Source organism: Streptomyces sp. NPDC044719 (assembly GCF_056433405.1).
On sequence record NZ_JBWKHE010000004.1, the window covers coordinates 1 to 23,423 of the forward strand.

A 23,423-nucleotide genomic window follows, 5' to 3' on the forward strand; every position below is an offset into this window, starting at 1 on the left:
AAACGCCCGGTTACATTCCGAACCCGGAAGCTAAGCCTTTCAGCGCCGATGGTACTGCAGGGGGGACCCTGTGGGAGAGTAGGACGCCGCCGAACTCCTTTTAGAGCTCTGGCTCTTGGGCACACAGCCCGAGAGCCAGAGCTTTTTTGCGTTGAGGTAAGGTCAGTGAGCATCGTTGGCACGTTTCCCACAGGAGGCCCCCGGGTGGAGGTTCAGGAGACTCGCGTCCAGACGGACCGTGTGCTCACCATCCCGAACATCCTCAGCATGGCTCGGCTCGTCGGCGTGCCCCTCTTCCTGTGGCTGATTCTGAGGCCTGAGTTCGGTGGGCCCAAGAGTGACGGATGGGCCCTTCTGGTACTCGCCCTGAGCGGCATCAGCGACTACCTGGACGGCAAGCTCGCACGGCGCTGGAACCAGATCAGCAGCCTCGGCCGGCTTCTCGACCCCGCGGCCGACCGGCTCTACATTCTCTCGACTTTGGTCGGTCTCACCTGGCGTGAGATTCTGCCCCTTTGGTTGACCGCTGCACTTCTGCTGCGAGAGCTGGTTCTGCTGGTGATGGTGGGCATCCTCCGTCGTCACGGCTATCCGCCGCCCCAGGTGAACTTCCTGGGCAAGGCCGCCACCTTCAACCTGATGTATGCTTTCCCGCTGCTCCTCCTCAGTGACGGAAGCGGTTGGATCTCGTCACTCGCTGCTATTTTCGGATGGGCGTTCGCCGGATGGGGTACAACGCTGTACTGGTGGGCAGGAGTCCTCTACGTGGTACAAGTCCGCCGCCTGGTCCGTGCGGACGCCATGGCCGATTGAACTTGCAGATTGGTCCCACCGTGGCTGTCCGATGGCCGGTGGTCGAAAAGTGGGGGACAATCCTGGCGGGGGAAGTCGGCTAGACCGTCGTCTCTTAGAGGAGGACGCTTCCGACATGAAGGCCGTCGTGATGGCCGGAGGCGAAGGCACGCGTCTTCGCCCCATGACCTCAAGCATGCCCAAGCCGCTCCTGCCCGTGGCCAACCGCCCGATCATGGAGCACGTTCTGCGGCTGCTCAAAAGGCATGGGCTCAATGAAACTGTTGTTACTGTCCAGTTCCTGGCCTCGCTCGTCAAGAACTACTTCGGTGACGGCGAAGAGCTCGGTATGGAGCTGACCTATGCCAATGAGGAGAAGCCACTCGGTACCGCCGGAAGCGTCAAGAACGCAGAAGAGGCGTTGAAGGACGATGCCTTCCTCGTCATCTCCGGCGATGCTCTGACGGATTTCGACCTCACCGAGCTCATCAATTTCCACAAGGAAAAGGGTGCACTGGTCACGGTTTGCCTGACGCGTGTTCCCAATCCGCTGGAATTCGGCATCACCATTGTCGACGAGGAAGGCAAGGTGGAGCGCTTCCTCGAGAAGCCCACCTGGGGCCAGGTCTTCTCCGACACGGTGAACACCGGCATCTACGTGATGGAGCCCGAGGTCTTCGACTATGTCGAGCCCGATGTGCCCGTCGACTGGTCCGGCGATGTCTTCCCGCAGTTGATGAAGGAAGGCAAGCCCGTCTACGGCTACATCGCCGAGGGCTACTGGGAGGACGTCGGCACGCACGAGAGCTATGTGAAGGCGCAGGCCGACGTCCTTGAGGGCAAGGTCGACGTCGACATCGACGGGTTCGAGATCTCGGCAGGCGTCTGGGTTGCCGAGGGCGCGGAGGTGCATCCCGACGCCGTGCTCCGCGGTCCTCTCTACATCGGGGACTACGCCAAGGTCGAGGCCGGCGCGGAGCTCCGTGAACACTCCGTCGTGGGTTCCAACGTGGTGGTCAAGAGCGGCGCCTTTCTGCACAAGTCCGTCGTTCACGACAACGTCTACGTGGGGCCGCACAGCAATCTGCGCGGGTGCGTGGTCGGGAAGAACACCGACATCATGCGCGCGGCGCGGATCGAGGACGGGGCGGTCATCGGTGATGAGTGTCTGATCGGTGAAGAATCGATCGTCCAGGGCAATGTGCGGGTCTATCCCTTCAAGACCATCGAGGCCGGTGCATTCGTCAACACGTCGGTCATCTGGGAGTCCAGGGGACAGGCGCACCTCTTCGGCGCCCGCGGGGTGTCCGGAATCCTGAACGTCGAGATCACGCCGGAGCTGGCCGTGCGGCTTGCCGGTGCGTATGCGACCACTCTGAAGAAGGGCTCGACCGTCACCACGGCCCGGGACCATTCCCGTGGTGCCCGGGCGCTGAAGCGAGCGGTGATCTCCGCGCTGCAGGCCAGCGCCATCGACGTACGGGATCTGGAGAATGTCCCGCTGCCCGTGGCCCGGCAGCAGACCGCGCGGGGCAGTGCGGGCGGGATCATGATCCGTACCACGCCCGGCGTACCGGACTCCGTGGACATCATGTTCTTCGACGGGAACGGTGCCGACCTGTCGCAGGGCAGTCAGCGGAAGCTGGACCGGGTGTTCGCGCGGCAGGAGTACCGTCGGGCCTTCCCTGGTGAGATCGGGGATCTGCACTTCCCGGCCAGCGTCTTCGACTCGTACACCGGGTCGTTGCTGCGGAACGTCGACACGACGGGCATCTCCGAGTCCGGGCTGAAGGTCGTCGTGGACGCGTCCAACGGCAGCGCGGGACTCGTTCTGCCGTCTCTGCTCGGGAAGCTCGGTGTCGACTCGTTGACGATCAATCCCGGTCTGGACGAATCCAGGCCGACGGAGACGGCCGACATGCGGCGGTCGGGGATGGTGCGGCTCGGGGAGATCGTGGCGTCCTCCGGTGCCGCCTTCGGGGTGCGGTTCGACCCGGTCGGTGAGCGGCTGTCCCTCGTCGACGAGAAGGGGCGCATCATCGAGGACGACCGGGCGCTCCTCGTGATGCTGGACCTCGTGGCCGCCGAGCGGCGTAGCGGCAGGGTCGCGCTCCCGGTGACCACGACCCGGATCGCCGAGCAGGTGGCGGCCTACCACGGGACCCAGGTCGAGTGGACGACGACCTCTCCTGACGACCTCACGCGCGTCGGTGGCGAGGAAGGGACGATCTTCGGTGGTGACGGCAAGGGCGGCTTCATCGTCCCCGAGTTCAGCAGCGTGTACGACGCCACCGCGGCCTTCGTACGGCTCATCGGGCTGGTGGCCCGGACGCAGCTCACGCTCAGCCAGATCGACGCCCGGATCCCGCGGGCGCACGTCCTGAAGCGGGACCTGGCGACCCCGTGGGCAGTCAAGGGTCTCGTGATGCGCCGGGTCGTCGAAGAGGCCGGAGATCGCTTCGTGGACACCACCGACGGCGTGCGTGTGGTGGAGACCGACGGGCGCTGGGTGATGGTGCTGCCCGATCCGGCGGAGGCGGTCACCCACCTGTGGGCCGAGGGGCCGGACGACGCCTCCGCGCAGGCCCTGCTGGACGAGTGGTCGGCGGTCGTGGACAGCGCCGGCCGGTAGAGCGAGCTGCACGCGTGCGTGCCGGACAAGTGTCCCCAACGGGGCCTGTCCGGCACGCCGGTGGGGCCGTTCGGAGGTAGTGGCCGCGACGTGCGACGATGTGCGGCATGCCGCAGCAACCCCCCGTTCGGAGCACACCGACGCGGCCCCGGCGCCCGGATGCGTCCATGTCGTTGCTCACCAACGTCATGGACCACAGCCTCGACGACGGATATGCCGAGGCCGCCGAGCGGAAGAAGGCCGCGGGCGACGCCGGCATGCCGAAGACCCTCAGGGCGAAGTTGGGGCTCGCGGCGGGTCTGGTGCTCGCGGCCCTGGTCGTGACCGTCGGAGCGGCACAGGCGCGGGTCGCCGCACCGGTCGTCGCCAAGGAGCGGGAAGAGCTGGTCGACCGCATCGACCGGGAGAGCGAGGCGGCGGACAAGCTGGAGGACTCCGTCGACGAGCTGCGCGCGGACGTGAGCGCCCGGCAGCGCGAGGCGCTGAAGCACAGTGGCAGCGCCGGCTCCGATCTGGTGGGCATCATGTCGGGCGCCGCGGCGGTGCACGGTCCCGGCGTGAAGCTCGTGGTGAACGACGCCAAGGACACCGGTGCGGGCGGTGACGGCGACCCGCGTGAGGCCTCCGGGTTCTCGGACACCGGCCGGGTGCGTGACCGGGACATGCAGCGCGTGGTCAACGGGCTGTGGGAGTCGGGCGCCGAGGCCGTCTCCATCAACGGGCAGCGGCTGACGGCGCTGTCCGCGATCAGGGCCGCGGGGGACGCGATACTGGTCGACAACAAACCGCTGGTGCCGCCGTACACGGTGCTCGCGGTGGGGGACGGGCAGCGGCTGAGCACGCGGTTCCAGAACAGCGCGGACGGGTTGTATCTGAACGCGCTCCAGGAGAGCTACGGCGTCAGGACAGCGATCTCCGCGGAGGACGACCTCCGGCTGCCCGCCGCACCGAGTGTGATCGTACGTACAGCACAGCCGAGCACTGAGAAAAGCGGGAAGGGCACATCGTGATCGCCGTACTGGGCCTCGTCGTGGGAGTCGTGGCCGGCCTGTTGGTCCGGCCTGAGGTTCCGGCGGTGGTCGAGCCTTATCTGCCGATCGCCGTCGTGGCGGCGCTCGACGCCGTCTTCGGCGGTCTGCGCGCCATGCTCGACGGCATCTTCGACGACAAGGTCTTCGTGGTGTCGTTCCTGTCGAACGTGGTCGTGGCCGCGTTGATCGTGTTCCTGGGCGACAAGCTGGGCGTGGGTGCCCAGCTGTCCACCGGTGTGGTGGTCGTCCTCGGTATCCGGATCTTCTCGAACGCCGCGGCGATCCGCCGGCACGTGTTCCGGGCGTGAGGCCGATGAGCGAGAACGACGAGAAGCGCGCCGAGGAGAACGGCGACACGGGCGCTGAGCAGCGCGACGGGACTGGCGAGTCCGGGAACCGGTTCCGCAAGGAGCTGCCCCAGGAAGTGGCCGCCGCGGAGCCTGCCACCCAGGACACCCCGGAGCCTGAGCCTGCGCCTGACCCGGCGCCTGTTCCGGACCCGGAGCCGGAGGTGGCACCCGAGCCGCGGCTGACCGGTCGGCAGCGGCTGGTGCAGGGATTGTGGCCGCCTCGGGTCAGCCGGGCCCAACTCATCGTCGCGCTGCTGCTGTTCGGCCTGGGCTTCGGGCTGGCCGTGCAGGTGGCCTCGAACAGCGACAGTGACAGCGCCCTGCGCGGTGCGCGCCAGGAAGATCTTGTCCGCATCCTCGATGAACTGGATGACCGTACCCAGCGTCTTGAGGACGAGAAGCAGGGCCTCGAGAAGCAGCGCGACGAGCTGGAGAACAGCTCGGACCAGGCCGAGGAGGCCCGGAAGCAGACGATCGAGAAGGAGCGGCAACTCGGCATCCTGGCGGGCACGGTGGCCGCGCAGGGGCCCGGCATCACCATGACCATCGAGGACACGAAGGGGACGGTCGAGTCTGACATGCTGCTCGACGCGGTCCAGGAGCTGCGTGCGGCGGGTGCCGAGGCGATCCAGGTGAACGGCGTACGGGTCGTCGCAGGCACGTATCTCACGGACTCCGGCAAGGGTGTGAGCGTCGACGGGAACAAGATCAACGCGCCCTATCGTTTCAAGGTCATCGGCAAGTCGCAGGACCTCGAGCCGGCGCTCAACATCCCCGGAGGCGTGGTGCAGACTCTCGAGAAGGAACAGGCGATCGTGACCGTGGAGCGGTCGACCAAGATCGTCGTGGACGCCTTGCGAGCAGCGAAGCGGCCTGACTACGCTCGGTCGTCCTCCCAGTGAACCGGCGGTGCATGGGCGGCGTCCGGCGAGGGCATGAGGTTGCGGGGGGTCGGCGCACCGAATGGGTGGTGCGTGGTGGAAACTGTCTGGTGCAGACGGACGTTGTCAGGATGTCCGGGTCGGCCAGAGTGTTCAGTCAGGGTTCGTCCTGCCCCACGGGCGGGTCTGTTTCGGTCAAGGGGAATCGCCCGTGAAGTTGTTTGCGAAGTTGTTCGGCAAGAGCCCGCGAGAGGGCAGCGACAATGCGACCGCCCGTCATCGCGCACAGCCTGACGCGGAGGGTCAGCGGCCGCTGTTCCGGGACCAGGTCGGCGGTCCGGGCGGAGACGTTCCCGGAGGTCAGGGCGCGCCGTCGGTTGACCCTGCGCAGCCTGGCGGCATAGGTTTCGGACAACCCTCAAGTGCGGGTGGAGGGTTTTCCGACCCGTATGCGTCCAATGCTCCCGGTGGGCAGCCGCGGCAGGAGGATCCCATGTCGGCCCTGGTGTGTACGAGGTGCGGCAACCGCAACGCGGAGAACAGTCGCTTCTGTTCCAACTGCGGCGCACCGCTGCGGGCGGGCGCGACGCCGGAGCGTCCGTCAGAGACGACTTCCACGATCTCCATCTCCGGACTCGAGGCCTACGACGCCGAGGCCACCGGCCAGACGCCCACGCCGACGTTGTCTCCCGAGGCGCAGGCGGCCGTGGACGCGCTGCCGCTGGGTTCCGCGCTCCTGGTCGTGCGCCGTGGGCCGAACTCGGGCAGCCGCTTCCTGCTGGACGGTGATCTGACCACGGCCGGCCGTCATCCGCAGAGCGACATCTTCCTGGACGACGTCACGGTCTCCCGGCGGCACGTGGAGTTCCGTCGCGGTCAGGACGGCTCGTTCACGGTGGCCGACGTGGGCAGCCTGAACGGCACGTACGTGAACCGCGAGCGGATCGACCAGGTCGCCGTGAGCAACGGCGACGAGGTGCAGATCGGCAAGTACCGGCTGGTCTTCTACGCCAGCCAGCGGGGCTACTGACCCGGACTGTATCCGGGGCACCCCAGCGAAGGTCCGTCCGTCAGGGAAGGTCCATGCTTCATACACCGAGCGGCGGTGCCGGGCACGGCGCCGCCGCCACGGACAGTGGGCTGATGAGCATCGGCACGGTGCTGAACGCGCTGCGCGACGAGTTCCCCGAAGTCACCATCTCCAAGATCCGCTTCCTGGAGTCGGAGGGGCTCATCGAGCCACAGCGGACCCCTTCGGGGTATCGCAAGTTCAGCGCCCGTGACGTCGAGCGCCTGGGGCATGTCCTGAGGATGCAGCGGGACCACTATCTGCCCCTGAAGGTGATTCGTGAGCACCTGGAGGCCATGGAGCGCGGTGAGGCCGTCCCGCTGCCGACCGTGGGCCGTCAGCGTGAGGGCGATTCCGCCCCTGAGCCTCCCGAGGGGCCGCCCACGGCCGCCAGGGTCGGTCGCGAGGAGCTGCTCGCCGCCGCCGGGGTGGACGAGGAGGAGCTCAGGGAGTGGGAGTCGTACGGGCTGGTCACTCCACTGGAGGACGGGGCCTACGAGGCGGAGGCGGTCACGGTGGCGGCGCTCGTCGCCGAGCTGGGGCGGTTCGGGATCGAGCCGCGGCACCTGCGGGTGATGAAGGCCGCCGCCGACCGCGAGGCCGGGCTCGTGGACCAGGTGGTGGCCCCGCTGAGGCGGCACCGGAACCCGCAGACCAGGGCTCATGCGGAGGCCCGTACGAAGGAGCTGGCGGGTCTCACGGTGAAGCTGCACGCCGCTCTGGTGCAGACGGCGCTCGGGGTGCGGCTGCCATGAGGTGGCCGCACGCGTGGGGGCCGGATCAGGCGCCCGATCTCTGCCCGACTACCCAAACGTCCCGAGCACGGCCTAGGGTTGCTGTGTGAACGAGCTCGATGTCGTAGGTGTCCGGGTCGAGATGCCCTCCAACCAACCGATCGTGCTGCTGCGCGAAGTGGGAGGCGACCGTTACCTCCCCATCTGGATCGGGCCGGGCGAGGCGACGGCGATCGCCTTCGCCCAGCAGGGCATGGCTCCGGCGCGGCCGCTGACCCACGACCTGTTCAAGGACGTGCTGGAAGCCGTCGGCCAGGAGCTCACGGAAGTGCGTATCACGGACCTGCGTGAGGGCGTCTTCTACGCGGAGCTGGTCTTCGCCAGCGGCGTCGAGGTGAGCGCCCGCCCGTCCGACGCCATAGCGCTGGCTTTGCGCACCGGGACGCCGATCTACGGGAGTGACACGGTGCTCGACGACGCCGGTATCGCGATCCCGGACGAGCAGGAGGACGAGGTGGAGAAGTTCCGCGAGTTCCTCGACCAGATCTCCCCGGAGGACTTCGGCAGCAGCAGCCAGTGAGCTTCGGAGGCCGGTGAGTGCCGGCCGGGCAGGGAGCGGCAGCGGTCGTGAGACGCGTGGGCGGCCCGGTGGACGATGAGTCCGCGGCAGGGCCGCCGCCGTATGTGTGACGGGTGAATTGCCCGCATGTGCCGGTGGCGAGTGAGAGCGTCACACGACCCGCGCCGAAGGCATTCGGCTAGCCTTTCCCCGCGGTGGGGCACGGGAAACCACTCTTAGGGTGATTATCACTCGGCGTGGCGAGTGTGGCGATCGTTGACGCACCCCGGGTGACTGCCTACCGTCGAGAAGGCAGGTCAAGGACGGAGGTCGGCGTGAGAAGCAGCGGCGACGGTACGGCTGGGGGCGGCCCCGAGCGCAGTCTCAGGGCGAGTGGTCCGTACGCTCCCCCCGGCTCTCGGCTCCTTTCGGGTGGCGGGTGTCCCCAGCCCGACGATGTGACCGAGCACGCTCCGCAGCGACCGTCGGTGGTGCCGAGCAGCGGAGGGACGACGTCCATGGCGTCCGAGCAGATCGGCTATCGCGGCCCCACGGCCTGCGCCGCCGCCGGTATCACTTACCGGCAGCTGGACTACTGGGCCCGCACCGGTCTCGTCGAGCCGAGTGTGCGCCCCGCCTACGGGTCCGGGACACAGCGGTTGTACAGCTTCCGGGACGTCGTCGTCCTGAAGATCGTCAAGCGGTTCCTCGACACCGGGGTGTCGCTGCAGAACATCCGCACAGCGGTCCAGCACCTCAGGGAACGCGGTTTCCGCGATCTGGAGCGGATGACGCTGATGAGTGACGGTGCGACGGTCTACGAGTGCACCTCGCCGGACGAGGTCCACGCCCTGCTCCAAGGGGGGCAGGGCATCTTCGGGATCGCCGTGGGTGTGGTGTGGCGGGACGTCGAGAGCGCGCTGTCCCAGCTGCACGGGGAGCGGATCGACACCGGCGAGACCCTGGTCGGGCCCAATCCGGCGGACGAGCTGGCGCGGCGGCGGAATCGGGCTGTCTGACCCGCTGGACGGTGCGGTATGCGTGCGGCCGCGGTAGGAGGGACGTTTCCGCGCCGGCCGCAAGCGGTATCCGCCGCAGTGGTGGGGACGGTTCGGCACGGCGGTGTCGGTGCGTTGTCAGTGGCGTAGGGCAACATCGGAGTTGTGAGAACCGCGCCCACGATCCTGCATCTCGACATGGATGCCTTCTTCGCCTCGGTGGAGCAGGCGTCCAAGCCGAGCCTGCGCGGGAAGGCTGTGATCGTGGGCGGACTCGGGCCGCGGGGTGTGGTCGCGACCGCGTCGTACGAGGCCCGGGTCTTCGGGGTGCACTCGGCGCTGCCCATGGCGCAGGCCCGGCGGCTCGCGCCCAACGCCGCGTATCTCGTGCCGCGCTTCGGGTTCTACCGGGCGATCAGCGAGCGGGTGATGGAGCTGCTGCGGGAGCTGTCGCCGCTGGTGGAGCCGTTGAGCCTGGACGAGGCCTTCGTGGACCTGGAGGCCGGAGGGGCGGCCTGGGACGAGCGGTCGGCGCGGCTGGCCGGGGTGAAACTGCGTGCGGACATCCGAGCCGTCACGGGTCTCACGGGGTCGGTGGGGCTGGCCGCGTCCAAGATGCTCGCGAAGATCGCCTCGGAGCAGGCCAAGCCCGACGGGCTGGTGATGATCGAGCCGGGGACGGAGCGGGCCATGCTGGGGCCGATGTCGGTGCGGACCCTGCCGGGAGTCGGGCCGGCGACGGGCGACCATCTTCGGCGGGCCGGGATCACCACGGTCGAGGAGATCGCCGAGGCCGGTGAGGACGAGCTGGTCCGGCTGCTGGGGAAGGCGCACGGGCACGGGCTCTACGCCATGGCCCTGGCGCGGGACGACCGGCCCGTGGTGGCCGAGCGGGAAGCGAAGTCGGTGTCGGTCGAGGACACCTATGACGTGGACATCCACGACCGGCTGCGGGTCGGGCTGGAGGTGCAGCGGCTCGCCGACCGCTGTGTGCGGAGGCTGCGCGAGGCCGGGCTGTCCGGGCGGACCATCGTGCTGAAGGTGCGGCGGTACGACTTCTCGACGCTCACCCGGTCCGAGACGCTGCGCGGGCCGACGGACGATCCCGGGGTGATCCGTGAGGCGGCGGCCAGACTGCTGGACTCGGTCGACACGACGGGCGGCGTGCGGCTGCTCGGAGTGGGCGTCAGCGGGCTCGCCGACTACACGCAGGAGGACCTGTTCGCGCAGGCGGCCGGTCAGCGAGCGGTCGCGGAGGGCCCGGCCGAGGAGCACGCCGCGGCGCCGGTCGAGGAGCAGCCCGTGCCGGCCGAGCGGCGTTGGCCCGCCGGGCATGACGTGCGGCACGCCGGGTTCGGGCACGGGTGGGTGCAGGGCAGCGGCCTGGGGCGGGTCACCGTACGGTTCGAGACGCCCGACTCCGAGCCAGGGCGTGTGCGGACCTTCCGGGTCGACGATCCGGAGCTGGAGCCGGCGGATCCGCTGCCGCTGGTGTTACGAGAGTCTGAGGGGGTCGATGGGCCGGATGGTGACTCCGGGGGTGTGGGGCTGCGCTCCGTTGCTCCTTAGGCGGCTCGCGGAGGGCTTCAGGCCGTCTCGTCCGTGCCTGCCAGTTTGCCGAAGTCGTGGTCCTGGAGCGGGGGAGGGGCGGCGACGTCGAGGCCGTAGTGGTGGTAGAGCTGGAGTTCCTGCTCCGGGGAGAGGTGGCGGCCCACGCCGAAGTCGGGGGCGTCCTTGATGAGGGCGCGGTCGAAGGGCACGTGGAGGGCGCCGTCGATCAGTTCGCTGGGCTCGAGGGGGACGAAGGCGTCCCGGCTGAACAGGCCGGTCCGTATGGCCGCCCACTCAGGCACGCCGGTGGCGTCGTCGAGGTACACCTCGTCGATCGTGCCGATCCTGGTTCCGTTGCGGTCGAACGCCTTGCGGCCGATCAGGTTGCGCGGATCGATATCGGTTCGCACGGGCCCTCCACATGGTCGCAACTCATCCGTAACCACTACAAAACGGCACAATCGAGGAGGCGGCCACTCGAAGGTTCGTGCGCTGACCGCGCTGGTAGGCTGACAACGGCTGCTGACCCCGTGCGGGAGAGTCCTCCAGACACCATCGGAGGCGCCGAAGGAGCAAATCCTCCCCGGAATCTCTCAGGCTCACGTACCGCACGGACGAGGTCACTCTGGAAAGCAGGGCGGATGTCACGGCTTCCGCCCTCACCGACGGTGAAAGCCGGAGGCCTTCGGGCGATCCGGTGAAGCTCTCAGGTTGACATGACAGAGGGGGAGGCCGTCCGGGTACCCGTGCCGTGGTGCCCCTCGAAGGTCGTGTCAGACCAGGAGGCCTCCGCATATGACCGCCCATCGCATTCCGCTCTCCGACCTCGAAGAGGCAGTCCCCTTCGAGCAGCGCCACATCGGCCCCGACCACGAGGCCTGCGCCAAGATGCTCGCGCAGGTCGGCTACGGCTCGCTGGACGAGCTGACGACCGCCGCTGTTCCGGCTGTGATCAAGAGCGCCGAGGCGCTGGACCTGCCGGGCGCCCGCAGCGAGGCCGAGGTGATCGCCGAGCTGCGCTCCCTCGCCGACCGCAACCAGGTCCTCGGCTCCATGATCGGGCTCGGCTACTACGGCACGTTCACGCCGCCGGTCGTCATGCGCAACGTCATGGAGAACCCTTCCTGGTACACGGCCTACACGCCGTACCAGCCGGAGATCTCGCAGGGCCGGCTCGAGGCGCTGCTCAACTTCCAGACCATGGTCGCCGACCTGACCGGACTGCCGACCTCCGGCGCGTCCCTGCTCGACGAGGGCACCGCGGCGGCCGAGGCCATGGCGCTGTCGCGGCGGCTGGGCAAGAACAAGAAGGGCCTGTTCCTGGTCGACGCGGACGCGCTGCCGCAGACCATCGCCGTGATCCAGACCCGCGCCGAGCCGACCGGAGTCGAGGTCGTCGTCGCGGACCTGAGCGACGGCATCCCCGCCGGGATCGCCGAGCGCGAGATCAACGGCGTGCTGATCCAGTACCCGGGCGCCTCCGGTGCCGTGCGGGACATCAAGCCGGTCATCGACCAGGCGCACGAGCTCGGGGCGCTCGTCACCGTCGCCGCCGATCTGCTGGCGCTGACCCTGCTGAAGTCGCCCGGTGAACTCGGTGCGGACATCGCGGTCGGCACGACACAGCGGTTCGGTGTGCCGATGGGCTTCGGCGGACCGCACGCCGGTTACATGGCCGTCGGTGAGAAGATGGCACGCAGCCTGCCCGGGCGGCTCGTCGGCGTGTCCGTGGACGCCGACGGGAACAAGGCCTACCGGCTGGCGCTGCAGACGCGTGAGCAGCACATCCGCCGTGAGAAGGCCACCAGCAACATCTGCACCGCCCAGGTGCTGCTCGCCGTGATGGCCGGCATGTACGCCGTCTACCACGGGCCCGAGGGCCTGAAGAGCATCGCGCGGCGCACCCACCGGTACGCCACGGTCCTCGCCGCCGGGCTCGCGAACGGCGGTGTGGAGGTCGTGCACGGGGCCTACTTCGACACCGTGACCGTGCGCGTCGAGGGCCGGGCCGCCGAGGTCGTGGCCGCCGCGGAGCGGAACGGGATCAACCTGCGTCTCGTCGACGCCGACCACGTCTCGATCGCCTGCGACGAGACCACCACGCGGGCCCAGTTGCGTGCCGTGTGGGCCGCGTTCGGGGTCGAGGGTGTCGTCGAGGCGCTGGACGCCGCCACGGAGGACGGGCTTGCGGGTGCCCTGCTGCGGTCCGACGAGTACATGGCCCACCCGGTCTTCCACCAGTACCGCTCCGAGACCGCCATGCTCCGCTACCTGCGGCGGCTGGCCGACCGCGACTACGCGCTCGACCGCGGCATGATCCCGCTGGGCTCCTGCACCATGAAGCTCAACGCGACCACGGAGATGGAGCCGGTCACCTGGCCCGAGTTCGGGCAGCTGCACCCCTTCGCGCCCGCGGCGCAGGCTGAGGGCTACCTCACGCTCATCCACGAGCTGGAGGAGCGTCTCGCCGAGGTCACCGGGTACGACAAGGTGTCCCTCCAGCCGAACGCCGGGTCGCAGGGCGAGCTCGCCGGTCTGCTCGCTGTCCGCGGGTACCACCGGGCCAACGGGGACGAGCAGCGCACCGTGTGCCTGATCCCGTCCTCCGCGCACGGGACCAACGCCGCGAGCGCGGTGATGGCGGGCATGAAGGTCGTCGTCGTGAAGACCGCCGAGGACGGCGAGATCGACGTCGAGGACCTGCGGGCGAAGATCGAGCAGCACCGTGACGAGCTGGCCGTGCTGATGATCACCTACCCGTCCACGCACGGCGTGTTCGAGGAGCACGTCTCCGAGATCTGCGGCCAGGTGCACGAGGCGGGCGGGCAGGTCTACGTCGACGGGGCCAACCTCAACGCGCTCGTGGGGCTCGCCAAGCCGGGGCACTTCGGCGGTGACGTCTCGCACCTCAACCTGCACAAGACCTTCTGCATCCCGCACGGCGGCGGCGGGCCCGGCGTCGGTCCGGTGGCGGTGCGTGAGCACCTCGCGCCGTATCTGCCGAACCATCCGCTGCAGCCCGAGGCGGGGCCGGAGACCGGGGTCGGCCCCATCTCCGCGGCGCCGTGGGGCTCGGCCGGCATCCTGCCGATCTCGTGGGCGTACGTGCGGCTGATGGGCGGCGAGGGACTGAAGCGTGCCACGCAGGTGGCGGTGCTCAGCGCCAACTACATCGCCAAGCGGCTCGAGCCGCACTACCCGGTGCTCTACACCGGCCCCGGTGGGCTCGTCGCGCACGAGTGCATCATCGACCTGCGGCCGCTGACCAAGGCCACCGGAGTGAGCGTCGACGACGTCGCCAAGCGGCTGATCGACTACGGCTTCCACGCGCCGACGATGTCGTTCCCGGTGGCCGGGACGCTGATGATCGAGCCGACCGAGTCGGAGGACCTGGCCGAGCTGGACCGGTTCTGCGAGGCGATGATCGCCATCCGCGCCGAGATCGAGAAGGTCGGATCCGGCGAGTGGCCCGCCGACGACAACCCGCTGCGGGGTGCCCCGCACACCGCCGGCGCGCTCGCCGGGGAGTGGGAGCACGCCTACAGCCGTGAGGAGGCCGTCTTCCCGGCCGGAGTCGCGGCCTCCGACAAGTACTGGCCGCCGGTGCGGCGCATCGACCAGGCCTTCGGTGACCGGAACCTGGTGTGCTCCTGCCCGCCGCTGGACGCGTACGAGGACTGATCGACCGACCGGTCAGGGTGAGGGGCTTCGCCGCGTGCGGGGCCCCTCCGTCGTACGGCGGCGCTCCGTCATGCGACGGCGAGTGACACCTCGGTCGACTTGATCAGGACGATGACGGGGGTTCCGGCCGACAGGCGGAGATCGTCCGCGGCGTCCTTGGTGATCGCCGCCGTCAGTTCGCCGCCCTCCACGGTGATCCGGACGGAGGCCATCGCGTCGCCGGCCGCGATACCCGTGACCGTGCCGGGGAGCCGGTTGCGGATGGACAGTCCCTCGACGGGGGCGGTGGCCAGCGCGACCTCCGTCGACTTCACCAGCGCGCGCACGGCGCTGCCGGCTGTGAGACCGAGGTCGTCGGCGGCCTCGCGGGTGATCGCGGCGGTGAGGTCCTGGCCGCCGGTGAGGCGGACCCTGACCGTCGCCATGGCCTCGCCCGGCGTGACGGCGGTGACGGTGCCGGGGAGCTGGTTGCGGATGCTCAGGCTCATGGGTGCACGGTAGCCCGGTATGGGCCTTATGCCGGGTACGCGTGCGTCTGCGTCGCCTTGACCGTCGCCCAGACCGGTGCCCCGGGGTGCAGATCGAGTTCGGCCGCGGCGACCGTGGTGAGGTCGGCCGTCAGCGGCAGTTCGCCGGCGAGGTCCGCGCGGATCTGGTCGCCGTGCGTCTCCAGGCCGGCGACCTCGCAGCGCCACAGGTTGCGGGCGCTGGAGCCGCTGGGGCGTTCCCGGTACAGCGTCACCGCGCCGGGCGGGAACGCCACGAAGGCCGGGCCGGAGAGTTCCTCCGTGGTCGTGATGGCCGGACCCGTGTCGAGCCGGACCGTGTGGCCATCGGACTGTCCCCGGTACAGGTTGAGGCCGACGAGCCGGGCGATGTAGTCCGTGCGGGGGTGGCGGGCGATGTCGGAGGGCGTGCCCTCCTGGACGACGTGGCCGTGCTCGACGACGACCAGGCGGTCGGCCAGCACCATGGCGTCCAGCGGGTCGTGTGTGACGAGGACGGCGACGGCCTCGAACTCGGCGAGGTGACGCCGGAGCTGGGCACGTACCTCCAGGCGGGTGCGGGCGTCGAGGGCGGCGAGGGGTTCGTCCAGGAGCAGCAGCCGGGGCCGGGTGGCCAGGGCCCGGGCCAGGGCCACGCGCTGGGCCTGGCCGCCGGAGAGACGGCGGGGCTTGGCGCCGGCGTGGTCGGCCAGGCCCATCCGGTCCAGCCACTCGGCGGCCTGGGCACGGGCCTCGGCCTTGCCGGCGCCCCGGCAGCGCGGCCCGAAGGCGACATTGTCCAGGGCGGTCAGATGCGGGAAGAGCAGATAGTCCTGGAAGACGACGCCGACCGGGCGGGACTCGGGCGGTGTACCGTCCAGCCGCCTGCCGTCCAGGGCCAGATGGCCCGACGTGAGAGCTGCGAGGCCCGCGAGTGCGCGCAGGGCTGTGGTCTTGCCCGCGCCGTTGGGGCCGAGCAGCGCGACGACGTCGCCGGGGGCGGCAGCGAGCGTGACATCGAGGCGGAAGGCGCCGCGGTCGACGACGAGGCGGGCGTCGAGGCCTTCGGCCAAGAGGCCGGATGGGCCGGATGGGCCGGGTGGGCCGGATGGGCCGGGTGGCGGGTTCTCGCGGTCGGTCGTCTCGGTCATCAGATGTACGTCCAGGGGGTCAGGAGGCCGTCATCCAGCGGTCGCGCAGGGCCGCGAGGACCGCGATGGACACGGCCAGCAGCACCAGGCTGAGGGCGATCGCGGCGGCCGGGTCGTTCTGGAGGGCGAGGTAGACCGCGAGCGGCATGGTCTGGGTGCGGCCCGGGAAGTTGCCCGCGAAGGTGATCGTCGCGCCGAACTCGCCGAGCGCCCGGGCCCAGGCCAGCACGGCGCCGGCCGCGATGCCCGGCGCGATCAGCGGCAGGGTGACGCGGCGGAACGCGGTGAAGCGGGAGGCGCCCAGGGTGGTGGCGGCCTCCTCGTAGCGCGGGTCGGCGGCCCGCAGGGTGCCCTCCACGCTGATCACGAGGAACGGCATCGCCACGAAGGTCTCGGCGAGGATCACACCCGTCGTGGTGAAGGGCAGGGTGATCCCGAACCAGGAGTCGAGCCACTGCCCGATCACCCCGTTGCGCCCGAAGGCCAGCAGCAGGGCCACACCGCCCACGACCGGCGGCAGCACCAGGGGCAGGGTCACCAGGGCCCGGACGAAACCGCGCCCCGGGAACCGCGTGCGGGCCAGCAGCCAGGCCAGGGGCACGCCGACCACCAGGCTCAGACCCGTCGCCGCCGTGGCGCAGACGAGGGAGAGCCTCAGCGCCTCCCACACCTCGGCGCTGGTCAGCTGCTCGGGCAGGTTGCGCCAGGGCGCCCGCACGAGCAGGGCGATCAGGGGCAGCAGCAGGAAGGCCAGCCCGGCCAGGGCGGGCACCAGCAGGGGCACCGGCACCGTGCGGCTCCGCCGGCCGGGGCGGTAGCGGCGGGGCCTGCTCTCCACGGTGTCGGTACGCGTCATGGCTTGAGGAACCCGGCCCTGGACAGCACCTTCTGGCCCTCGGCGGACCTCACCAGTGCCATGAAGGCCTTGGCGGTATCAGGGTTGGGGGCGTTCTTGAGCAGGGTGATCGGATAGTCGTTGACGGCCTTCGCGGACTCGGGGAACTCCACGCCCTCCACCTTGTCACCTGCCGCGCGTACGTCGGTCTTGTAGACGACGGCTGCGTCGGCCTCCTTCAGCTCGACCTTGGTCAGGGCGCTCTTGACGTCCTGTTCGTACGAGACGGGGGTGAGCTTCAGGCCGGCGGCATCGAGCGCCTTCTGGGCCGCCGCGCCGCACGGGACCGTCTTGTCGCACAGGACGACCTTCAGACCGGACTCGGTGAGGTCCTTCAGGGAGGAGATCCGGTCGGGGTTGCCGGGCAGTGTGGCGATCTCCAGCTGGTTGCGGACGAAGGTGGCCGGCGTGCCCGCCACGTCCTCCTTGTCCGTCACGATCGCCATGGTCTTGGTACTGGCGGCGGCGAAGACATCGGCCGGGGCGCCGCTGGTGATGCTCGCCGCGAGGGTGTCGCTGCCGCCGAAGTTGAAGGTGACCTTGGTGCCCGGGTGGTCCTTCTCGAACTTTTCGCCCAGCGTCGTGAAGCTCTCCTTGAGGGAAGCGGCGGCGAAGACGGTGACCTCGCCGGAGAGCTTCGGCGACGAGGACGCCGAAGCACCCTTGTCCGAACCCGAGTCGGAGGACGAGCAGGCGCTCAGGGACATCAGCGCCGCGGCGGACACACCGGCGACCTGGAGCATCCGGCGGGTCCGGTGCGCGGAACGGGTCATCTCGGGGCCACTCCCTCTGTGTGCCGGAGGAAGAGCCCGCCGGACCCTTCCGCTACGTCGATCATACTGACGCATCTGCGAGGCAGAAGTCTCCTGTCGATTCGCATGAGCGAGGTTGGATGACCCTGGGGGTGTGTATGTGCGTTCGCACGGGGTGGGGCTCAGACGCGGTCGATGTGGACGTTCGTCGACTTCACGCGGGCCGTCGCCTCCATGCCCACCTCAAGGCCCAGCTCCTCCACGGCCTCGCGAGTGAGCAGGGAGACGAGCCGGTGCGGGCCGGCCTGGATCTCCACCTGGGCGGCGACGTCTCCGAGTTTGATCGCGGTGACGATGCCGGGGAAGGCGTTGCGGGCCGAGGTGTACGGGGCCTCCTCCTCGGAGGTGCCGGACCTGGCGAGTTCGACCGAGAAGGCGGCCAGGTCCCGTCCGTCGACGAGCCGTCGCCCGGTCTCGTCGCGGTGGGTGGTGATGCGGCCGGCGTCCGCCCAGCGTCGGGCGGTGTCGGGGCTCACGCCGAGCAGTCGTGCTGCCTGGCCGATCGTGTAGGACTGCATGCCGGTCACGATAGGGGCGGGACGGGGTGACTGCGGGCCTCGCATGCGGATCGGGACCGGATCGTGGACGTGCTGCGTGTCGCCGCGGCCGCCGGGCGGCTGACCATGGAGGAACTCGACGAGCGGCTGGAGGCCCCGCTGTCCGCTCGTACGGTCGGCGAGCTGGCTGTGCTGACGACGGATCTGCCCGAGGTGGTGGGGGAGACCCCCGTCGAGGCCGAGGATGTCGTCCGGATCGAGCAGCAGGGGGCCTCGGCCCGGCGCGGTGACGCCTGGGTGGTGCCGCGGCGCCTGGAGATCCGTTCGTCGTTCGGCGAGGTGACGCTCGACTTCACCGACGCGGTGTTCACCGAGGACACGCTCCACATCGACCTGGAGATGGGCGGCGGTGCCCTGAAGCTGGTGACCCGCCCGGGTGTCGTGGTGGACACCGGCTCGCTGGTGCGCCGGCCTCGGAGAGGCTTCGGCAGGAGCAGATCCGGCGGCTGAGGCCGGTGCCGGTCAGCCGACGTGCACCCTCGGGCGTCGCTTCCGGTCGCGTTCCGCCTCGCGCAGGACCTCTCGGGTCACGGGGGCGACCTCGCCCTGGCCGAACAGGAAGAAGCGCAGGAGATTGGTGAACGGTCCGCCCTCGGTCCACTCGAAGTAGATGTGCGGGGTGCAGCCGGTCAGGTCGCGGGCATGCAGGAGCAGGGCGGCCAGCGCGTTGGGGACGGAGGAGGACTCCAGGGTCAGGACACGGTAGCGGCCGTGGAGCACATCGCCGCGTACGGTCAGGCTCGCCTCGAACTCCGACGGGTCGGTGACCGTCACCTCGACGAAGACGAAGTCCTCCGGCTCGGGCACATCGTTGTCCTGCCGGATCTGCTCGATCTTGTCCCGGTACTCCGCGATGTCGCGCCGGTCGGGCTCGTTGGCGATGAACCGCATCCTGCGGCTGGCCATGTCCCGGACGAAGCGTTCCGCCATGGCGTCCAGCGACACGCTGGTCACGCGCAGCTCGAACGCCCGGGCCAGCCGCGACAGCAGGGAGACGAGGATGATCCCGGCGATGAAACAGGCACCGATCTTCACGCCGTCCGGGCGTTCGATGACGTTGAGCACGGTCGTGTAGAGGAACACCGCGGAGATGACCGCGAAGCCGATGGTCCAGTTCCGCTGCCGGGCCTTGCGGGCGGCGATGGTCACCGCGATCGCGGCGGAGCTGATGAGGACCAGCACGCCGGTGGCGTAGGCGCCGCCCTGCGCGTCGACATCGGCGTCGAAGATCCAGGTGACCAGGAAGGCGATCAGGGTGAAGACGATGACCATGGGGCGTACGGCGCGGGCCCAGTGCGGGGCCATGCCGTAGCGGGGGAGGTAGCGGGGCATCAGGTTGAGCAGGCCGGCCATCGCGGAGGCGCCGGCGAACCACAGGATGGCGATCGTCGAGACGTCGTAGACGGTGCCGAAGGCGTTGCCCAGGTAGTCGTGCGCCAGATAGGCCAGGGCGCGTCCGTTGGCCTGGCCGCCCGTCTCGAACTCCTTCTCCGGGATGAGGAGGGTGGTGATGAAGCTGGTGGTGATCAGGAAGACGCTCATGATGAGAGCGGCCGTGGTGAGCAGCTTCTTCGTGTCCCGGATGCGGCCCTTCGGGTTCTCCTCCGTGTCGCCGTCGTCGCCCTTGACGTGCGGCATCACGGCGACGCCGGTCTCGAAGCCGGACAGGCCGAGGGCCAGCTTCGGGAAGACGAGCAGGGCGACGCCGATCATGACGAATATGTTGCTGTGCTGGGTGGTGAGCGCGCTGGACCAGTCGGTGACCACATGACCGGCGGTGACCACGTGGTAGAGGCCGACGACCACCACGACCGCGTTCAGCGCGAGGTAGGCGCCCACCAGGGCGACCGCGACGCCGATGGCCTCCAGGAAGCCCTTGAGGAACACCGCGCCGAGCAGTGCGACCAGGATCAGGGTGATCAGCAGCTGCTTGTCGTGCAGGGCGCTGTTCAGGTGCGGGTTCTCCACCAGGTGGGTGGAGGCGTCGGCGGCCGACAGGGTGATGGTGATCAGGAAATCGGTGGCGGCGAAGCCCAGCAGGGTCAGCACGAACAGCTTGCCCTGCCAGAAGGACAGCAGCCGCTCCAGCATCGCGATCGAGCCTTCGCCGTGGGGGCTCTCCTCGGCCACCCGGCGGTAGACCGGCAGGGCGCCCGCCAGCGTGACGATCACCAGCACGATCGTCGCGATCGGGGAGAGCAGTCCGGCGGCGAGGGCCGCGATGCCCGGCTGATAGCCGAGCGTGGAGAAGTAGTCGACACCGGTCAGGCACATCACCCGCCACCAGGGCTGGCCCTTGTGCGGGGGCTCCGGTTCGGCGTGGGGTCCGGTGTGGCCGCCGCCCTTGCCCATGTCGGACAGGCCCTCCAGCATCCAGGCCCGCAGGCGACTGGGCGGGGTGGGCTCCGTACGGCTCGGTGGCAGGTGCTCAGTGGTGGCCATCGAAGGTGCTCCCGAGAGGCGGCGCAGGGTAATTCCGGCCATCACTGGACGGCCCGATCAGCGTAAGCGGAGCGTGATGTCGTGGCCCTCGGATGAGAGGGCTGAGCGCGTCAAGCTTCCGTTAAGACTCGGCGCCGGACGACGCCGGTCCGGCTGCTGAGGGTGTGAAACGCGAGCTGAGGACGGGTGGGACGGCAGTCGAGCCGTCCTTCCGTGTACCGGCGCGGTGTCCGTGGCCGCCGGTATCCGAACACCCTCCGTGATCGCAGGCCGGTCGTTTCCGTAAGGTTCGTTGAGTAGATCGAATGTTTCGCCCCCATCTCCCACCGATGGCTCGAGGAGCGATTCAGCGTGCACAAGGGGTTGTCACCCTTTGGCCGCTGTCTCTAGGGTGCGGCAACGACGCAGCTTTCTGGAGTTCATCCGAAACTTTCGAGGAGCATGATGGGCGACCCGGCACTGTCCCGCCGCGGCTTCCTGGCGGCCTCCGCCGCGGCCGGTCTGGGGATGGCGGCACTGACCGCATGCGGCGGGGACTCGGACGGAGGGTCGTCGGGGACGACCACGATCGAATGGTGGAACATCTCCACCACCGAGCCGGCGAAGGGTGTCTGGGCCGCCCTCGCCCGCAAGTTCGAAGCACAGAACCCGAAGGTCAAGATAAAGATCGTCCAGCTGGAGAACGACGCCTACAAGTCGAAGATGACGGCCCTGACCTCCTCCGGGAAGCTGCCCGACATCTTTCACACCTGGGGCGGCGGCGTGCTGAAACAGCAGGTCGACGCAGGACTCGTCGAGAACCTCACGGACAGCACCAAGCCGTGGGGCGACGCCCTGCTCCCGGTCGCCAGGGAGCCGTACCTCCTCGACGACCAGGTCTACGGCATCCCGTTCGACATCGGCATGATCGGCTTCTGGTACAACAAGGCCCTCTTCGAGAAGGCCGGCATCAGCGCGCCCCCGACCACGTGGACCGGCTTCCTCGACGCCGTACGGAAGCTGAAGTCCGCCGAGGTCACGCCTCTCGCCCTGGCAGGCAAGGAGAAGTGGCCCGGCATGTACTACTGGGCCTACCTCGCGATGCGCACCGCCGGCGCCGAGGCGCTGCAGAAGGCCTACGAGGCCAAGGACTTCACCGGCGCCCCCTTCGTCGAGGCGGGAGAGCACCTCGACGAACTCGTCGGCCTCCAGCCGTTCCAGAAGGGCTTCCTCGGCGCTGCCTACTCCACGCCCACCGGCCAGGCCGCCACCGTCGGCAACGGCAAGGCCGCCATGGAGCTCATGGGGCAGTGGGCCCCAGTGGTGCAGGCCGACGCGGGCAAGGGGCTCGGCAAGGACCTCGGCTTCTTCCCGTTCCCCGCGGTCGAGGGCGGCAAGGGCGCCCTCACCGAGGTGTTCGGCGGAGGCGGCGGGCACGCGCTGCGCCGGGGCGCCCCGCAGGCGGCCGTCGACTTCCTGAAGTTCTTCGCGTCCGAGGCCACCGACCTGGAACTGGTCAAGAAGACCGGGGTCCTCCCCGTGGTCCCGGCGGCCGAGAGCGCCATCGCCGACGCCAACATCAAGGCCGTACAGGAGCAGTTGAAGAAGGCCACCGGCTTCCAGCTCTACCTCGACCAGGCGTACGCGCCCGCCGTCGGCCAGGAGGTCAACGACAGCGTCGCCGCGCTCATCGCCGGTTCCAAGTCCCCCGGGCAGGTCGCCCAGTCGATCACCAGGACCGTGAAGGAAGAGCAGTAGCCGGCGATGACCTCCACGTTCCTGCCGGACAAACGGACCGGCCCCGGCGTCGGCCTTCCGCCCCCGGCCGCGGGCCGGACCCGGAGCCGGGCCCGCAGACGCGCGCTGAACTGGCTGACCGCGACCGGCTTCCAGTTGCCCGCCCTGGTGCTGTTCATGGGGCTCGTGCTGCTGCCGATGCTGTTCGCCCTGTACGCCGCGTTCTTCCGCTGGGGCGGCTTCGGCATGCCCTCCGACTACATCGGCGGCGAGAACTTCACCCGGCTCTTCCAGGACGAGGTCTTCCTGGGCGACCTGTGGCGCTGTCTGGTCCTCGTGGTGCTGTCGCTCGTCCTCCAGCTGCCGTTCGCGCTCGCCATGGCCGTCCTGCTCAACCAGCGGATGCGCGGCCGGGCGGTCTACCGGATGCTGTTCTTCGCTCCGTACGTCCTGTCCGAGGCGATCACCGGGATCCTGTTCGGCATGATCTTCGCCCCGGACGACGGCTTCGCCGACCAAGTCCTGGGCAGGGTCGGGCTGGAGGGGCTGGGCGGGGAGTGGTTCGCCGACCCGTCCATGGTCATGGCGACCCTGTTCCTGGTCATGACCTGGAAGTACTTCGGCTTCCACATGATGCTGTACCTCGCCGGACTCCAGGCCGTTCCGAAGGAGCTCACCGAGGCGGCGCTCATCGACGGGGCCGGTCCCTGGCAGCGCTTCCGCAGCGTGACGCTGCCGCTGCTCGCGCCGACCCTGCGCATCAGCGTCTTCCTGTCGGTCATCGGGGCCATCCAGCTCTTCGACCTGGTGTGGGTGACCACCGCGGGCGGTCCCGACCACCACTCCGAGACCATGGCCGTGACCATGTTCCAGTACGGCTTCAAGCGCTACCAGGTCGGCTACGCCAGCGCGATCAGCGTGGTCATGTTCGGCATCAGCCTCGTCTTCGCCCTCGCCTACCAGCGGTTCGTGCTCCGGCGCGATCTGGAAGGGGCCACCACGACCATGCGGGGTGATGGAAAGTGACGATCAGCCGGAAGTCCCGCAGGGGCGGGAGCGTGCCTCTGCACCTCGTCCTGGTCGTCGT

General features: G+C 69.4%; 21 protein-coding genes, 1 rRNA gene and 1 riboswitch. Of the genes, 15 read left to right on the forward strand and 7 right to left on the reverse strand.

Translation table 11 applies throughout. From position 1 onward, the window contains the following. From rrf to AC07DF_RS15935, 11 genes are all read left to right on the forward strand, one after another. Positions 1–95: ribosomal RNA gene (rrf, locus tag AC07DF_RS15885) — 5S ribosomal RNA — on the forward strand; the annotation flags it as partial. 109 nt (positions 96–204) lie between these two features. Continuing rightward, positions 205–813 carry a cardiolipin synthase ClsA gene (clsA, locus tag AC07DF_RS15890; protein ID WP_382500215.1) on the forward strand — a complete coding sequence of 203 codons (609 nt, stop codon included), beginning with the start codon at positions 205–207 and terminating at the stop codon, positions 811–813. 115 nt (positions 814–928) lie between these two features. Then, positions 929–3,424, forward strand: a complete 2,496-nt coding sequence (locus tag AC07DF_RS15895; RefSeq protein ID WP_328415863.1) for a mannose-1-phosphate guanyltransferase — start codon at positions 929–931, stop codon at positions 3,422–3,424. Positions 3,425–3,522: 98 nt separating this feature from the next. Further along, positions 3,523–4,434, forward strand: a complete 912-nt coding sequence (locus AC07DF_RS15900) for a DUF881 domain-containing protein (protein ID WP_478971025.1) — start codon at positions 3,523–3,525, stop codon at positions 4,432–4,434. Beyond that, a complete protein-coding gene (locus AC07DF_RS15905) occupies positions 4,431–4,763 on the forward strand; it encodes a small basic family protein (RefSeq protein ID WP_003988855.1) in 333 nt (110 codons plus the stop codon). Before AC07DF_RS15900 ends, AC07DF_RS15905 begins: the two co-directional genes overlap by 4 nt. Positions 4,764–4,768: 5 nt before the next feature. Beyond that, the gene (locus tag AC07DF_RS15910) at positions 4,769–5,707 is read left to right on the forward strand and encodes a DUF881 domain-containing protein (protein WP_478971027.1); all 939 of its coding nucleotides are present in this window, start codon (positions 4,769–4,771) and stop codon (positions 5,705–5,707) included. 61 nt (positions 5,708–5,768) lie between these two features. Next, a complete protein-coding gene (locus AC07DF_RS15915; protein ID WP_399028814.1) occupies positions 5,769–6,716 on the forward strand; it encodes an FHA domain-containing protein in 948 nt (315 codons plus the stop codon). A 53-nt stretch (positions 6,717–6,769) separates the two neighbouring features. Continuing rightward, positions 6,770–7,510, forward strand: a complete 741-nt coding sequence (gene ftsR / locus AC07DF_RS15920) for a transcriptional regulator FtsR (RefSeq protein WP_478971029.1) — start codon at positions 6,770–6,772, stop codon at positions 7,508–7,510. 85 nt (positions 7,511–7,595) lie between these two features. Beyond that, positions 7,596–8,069, forward strand: a complete 474-nt coding sequence (locus AC07DF_RS15925) for a bifunctional nuclease family protein (protein ID WP_003988851.1) — start codon at positions 7,596–7,598, stop codon at positions 8,067–8,069. A gap of 497 nt (positions 8,070–8,566) precedes the next feature. Then, the gene (locus tag AC07DF_RS15930; RefSeq protein WP_478971032.1) at positions 8,567–9,067 is read left to right on the forward strand and encodes a MerR family transcriptional regulator; all 501 of its coding nucleotides are present in this window, start codon (positions 8,567–8,569) and stop codon (positions 9,065–9,067) included. A 144-nt stretch (positions 9,068–9,211) separates the two neighbouring features. Next, positions 9,212–10,615 carry a DNA polymerase IV gene (locus AC07DF_RS15935; protein ID WP_478971034.1) on the forward strand — a complete coding sequence of 468 codons (1,404 nt, stop codon included), beginning with the start codon at positions 9,212–9,214 and terminating at the stop codon, positions 10,613–10,615. A gap of 17 nt (positions 10,616–10,632) precedes the next feature. Here the strand turns inward: AC07DF_RS15935 and AC07DF_RS15940 are convergent, their stop codons facing one another. Then, positions 10,633–11,007 (reverse strand): PRC-barrel domain-containing protein, encoded by a 375-nt coding sequence (locus AC07DF_RS15940; protein WP_382500199.1) that lies wholly within the window; start codon positions 11,005–11,007, stop codon positions 10,633–10,635. 113 nt (positions 11,008–11,120) lie between these two features. Beyond that, positions 11,121–11,216, forward strand: a riboswitch (glycine riboswitch). Positions 11,217–11,392: 176 nt separating this feature from the next. On the opposite strand from AC07DF_RS15940, the gene gcvP reads away from it, so the two are divergent. Further along, entirely contained in the window at positions 11,393–14,278 is a 2,886-nt protein-coding gene (gene gcvP, locus AC07DF_RS15945; RefSeq protein WP_478971036.1) for an aminomethyl-transferring glycine dehydrogenase, read from the forward strand. Between the two features lie 68 nt (positions 14,279–14,346). Here the strand turns inward: gcvP and AC07DF_RS15950 are convergent, their stop codons facing one another. From AC07DF_RS15950 to AC07DF_RS15970, 5 genes are all read right to left on the reverse strand, one after another. Further along, positions 14,347–14,766, reverse strand: a complete 420-nt coding sequence (locus tag AC07DF_RS15950) for a TOBE domain-containing protein (protein WP_478971038.1) — start codon at positions 14,764–14,766, stop codon at positions 14,347–14,349. 26 nt (positions 14,767–14,792) lie between these two features. Continuing rightward, a complete protein-coding gene (locus AC07DF_RS15955) occupies positions 14,793–15,914 on the reverse strand; it encodes an ABC transporter ATP-binding protein (protein ID WP_478971040.1) in 1,122 nt (373 codons plus the stop codon). Positions 15,915–15,933: 19 nt separating this feature from the next. Then, positions 15,934–16,770, reverse strand: coding sequence for an ABC transporter permease (locus AC07DF_RS15960; RefSeq protein ID WP_478971042.1), 837 nt, complete (start codon positions 16,768–16,770; stop codon positions 15,934–15,936). Beyond that, positions 16,767–17,582 (reverse strand): molybdate ABC transporter substrate-binding protein, encoded by an 816-nt coding sequence (gene modA, locus AC07DF_RS15965; protein WP_478971044.1) that lies wholly within the window; start codon positions 17,580–17,582, stop codon positions 16,767–16,769. The genes AC07DF_RS15960 and modA overlap by 4 nt, the downstream gene beginning before the upstream one ends. A gap of 161 nt (positions 17,583–17,743) precedes the next feature. Next, positions 17,744–18,139 carry a TOBE domain-containing protein gene (locus AC07DF_RS15970; RefSeq protein ID WP_478971046.1) on the reverse strand — a complete coding sequence of 132 codons (396 nt, stop codon included), beginning with the start codon at positions 18,137–18,139 and terminating at the stop codon, positions 17,744–17,746. 30 nt (positions 18,140–18,169) lie between these two features. On the opposite strand from AC07DF_RS15970, the gene AC07DF_RS15975 reads away from it, so the two are divergent. Beyond that, complete coding sequence (locus AC07DF_RS15975; RefSeq protein ID WP_478972675.1) at positions 18,170–18,628, forward strand: DUF1707 SHOCT-like domain-containing protein; 459 nt, start codon at positions 18,170–18,172, stop codon at positions 18,626–18,628. A gap of 12 nt (positions 18,629–18,640) precedes the next feature. Here AC07DF_RS15975 and AC07DF_RS15980 read toward each other — a convergent pair whose 3' ends face one another. Continuing rightward, the gene (locus tag AC07DF_RS15980) at positions 18,641–20,620 is read right to left on the reverse strand and encodes an APC family permease (RefSeq protein ID WP_478971048.1); all 1,980 of its coding nucleotides are present in this window, start codon (positions 20,618–20,620) and stop codon (positions 18,641–18,643) included. Positions 20,621–21,064: 444 nt separating this feature from the next. On the opposite strand from AC07DF_RS15980, the gene AC07DF_RS15985 reads away from it, so the two are divergent. Next, on the forward strand, positions 21,065–22,357 hold the full coding sequence (locus AC07DF_RS15985) for an extracellular solute-binding protein (RefSeq protein ID WP_478972678.1): 1,293 nt from the start codon (positions 21,065–21,067) through the stop codon (positions 22,355–22,357). A gap of 6 nt (positions 22,358–22,363) precedes the next feature. Beyond that, on the forward strand, positions 22,364–23,362 hold the full coding sequence (locus AC07DF_RS15990; RefSeq protein ID WP_478971049.1) for a carbohydrate ABC transporter permease: 999 nt from the start codon (positions 22,364–22,366) through the stop codon (positions 23,360–23,362). The last annotated feature ends 61 nt before the right edge of the window (positions 23,363–23,423 follow it).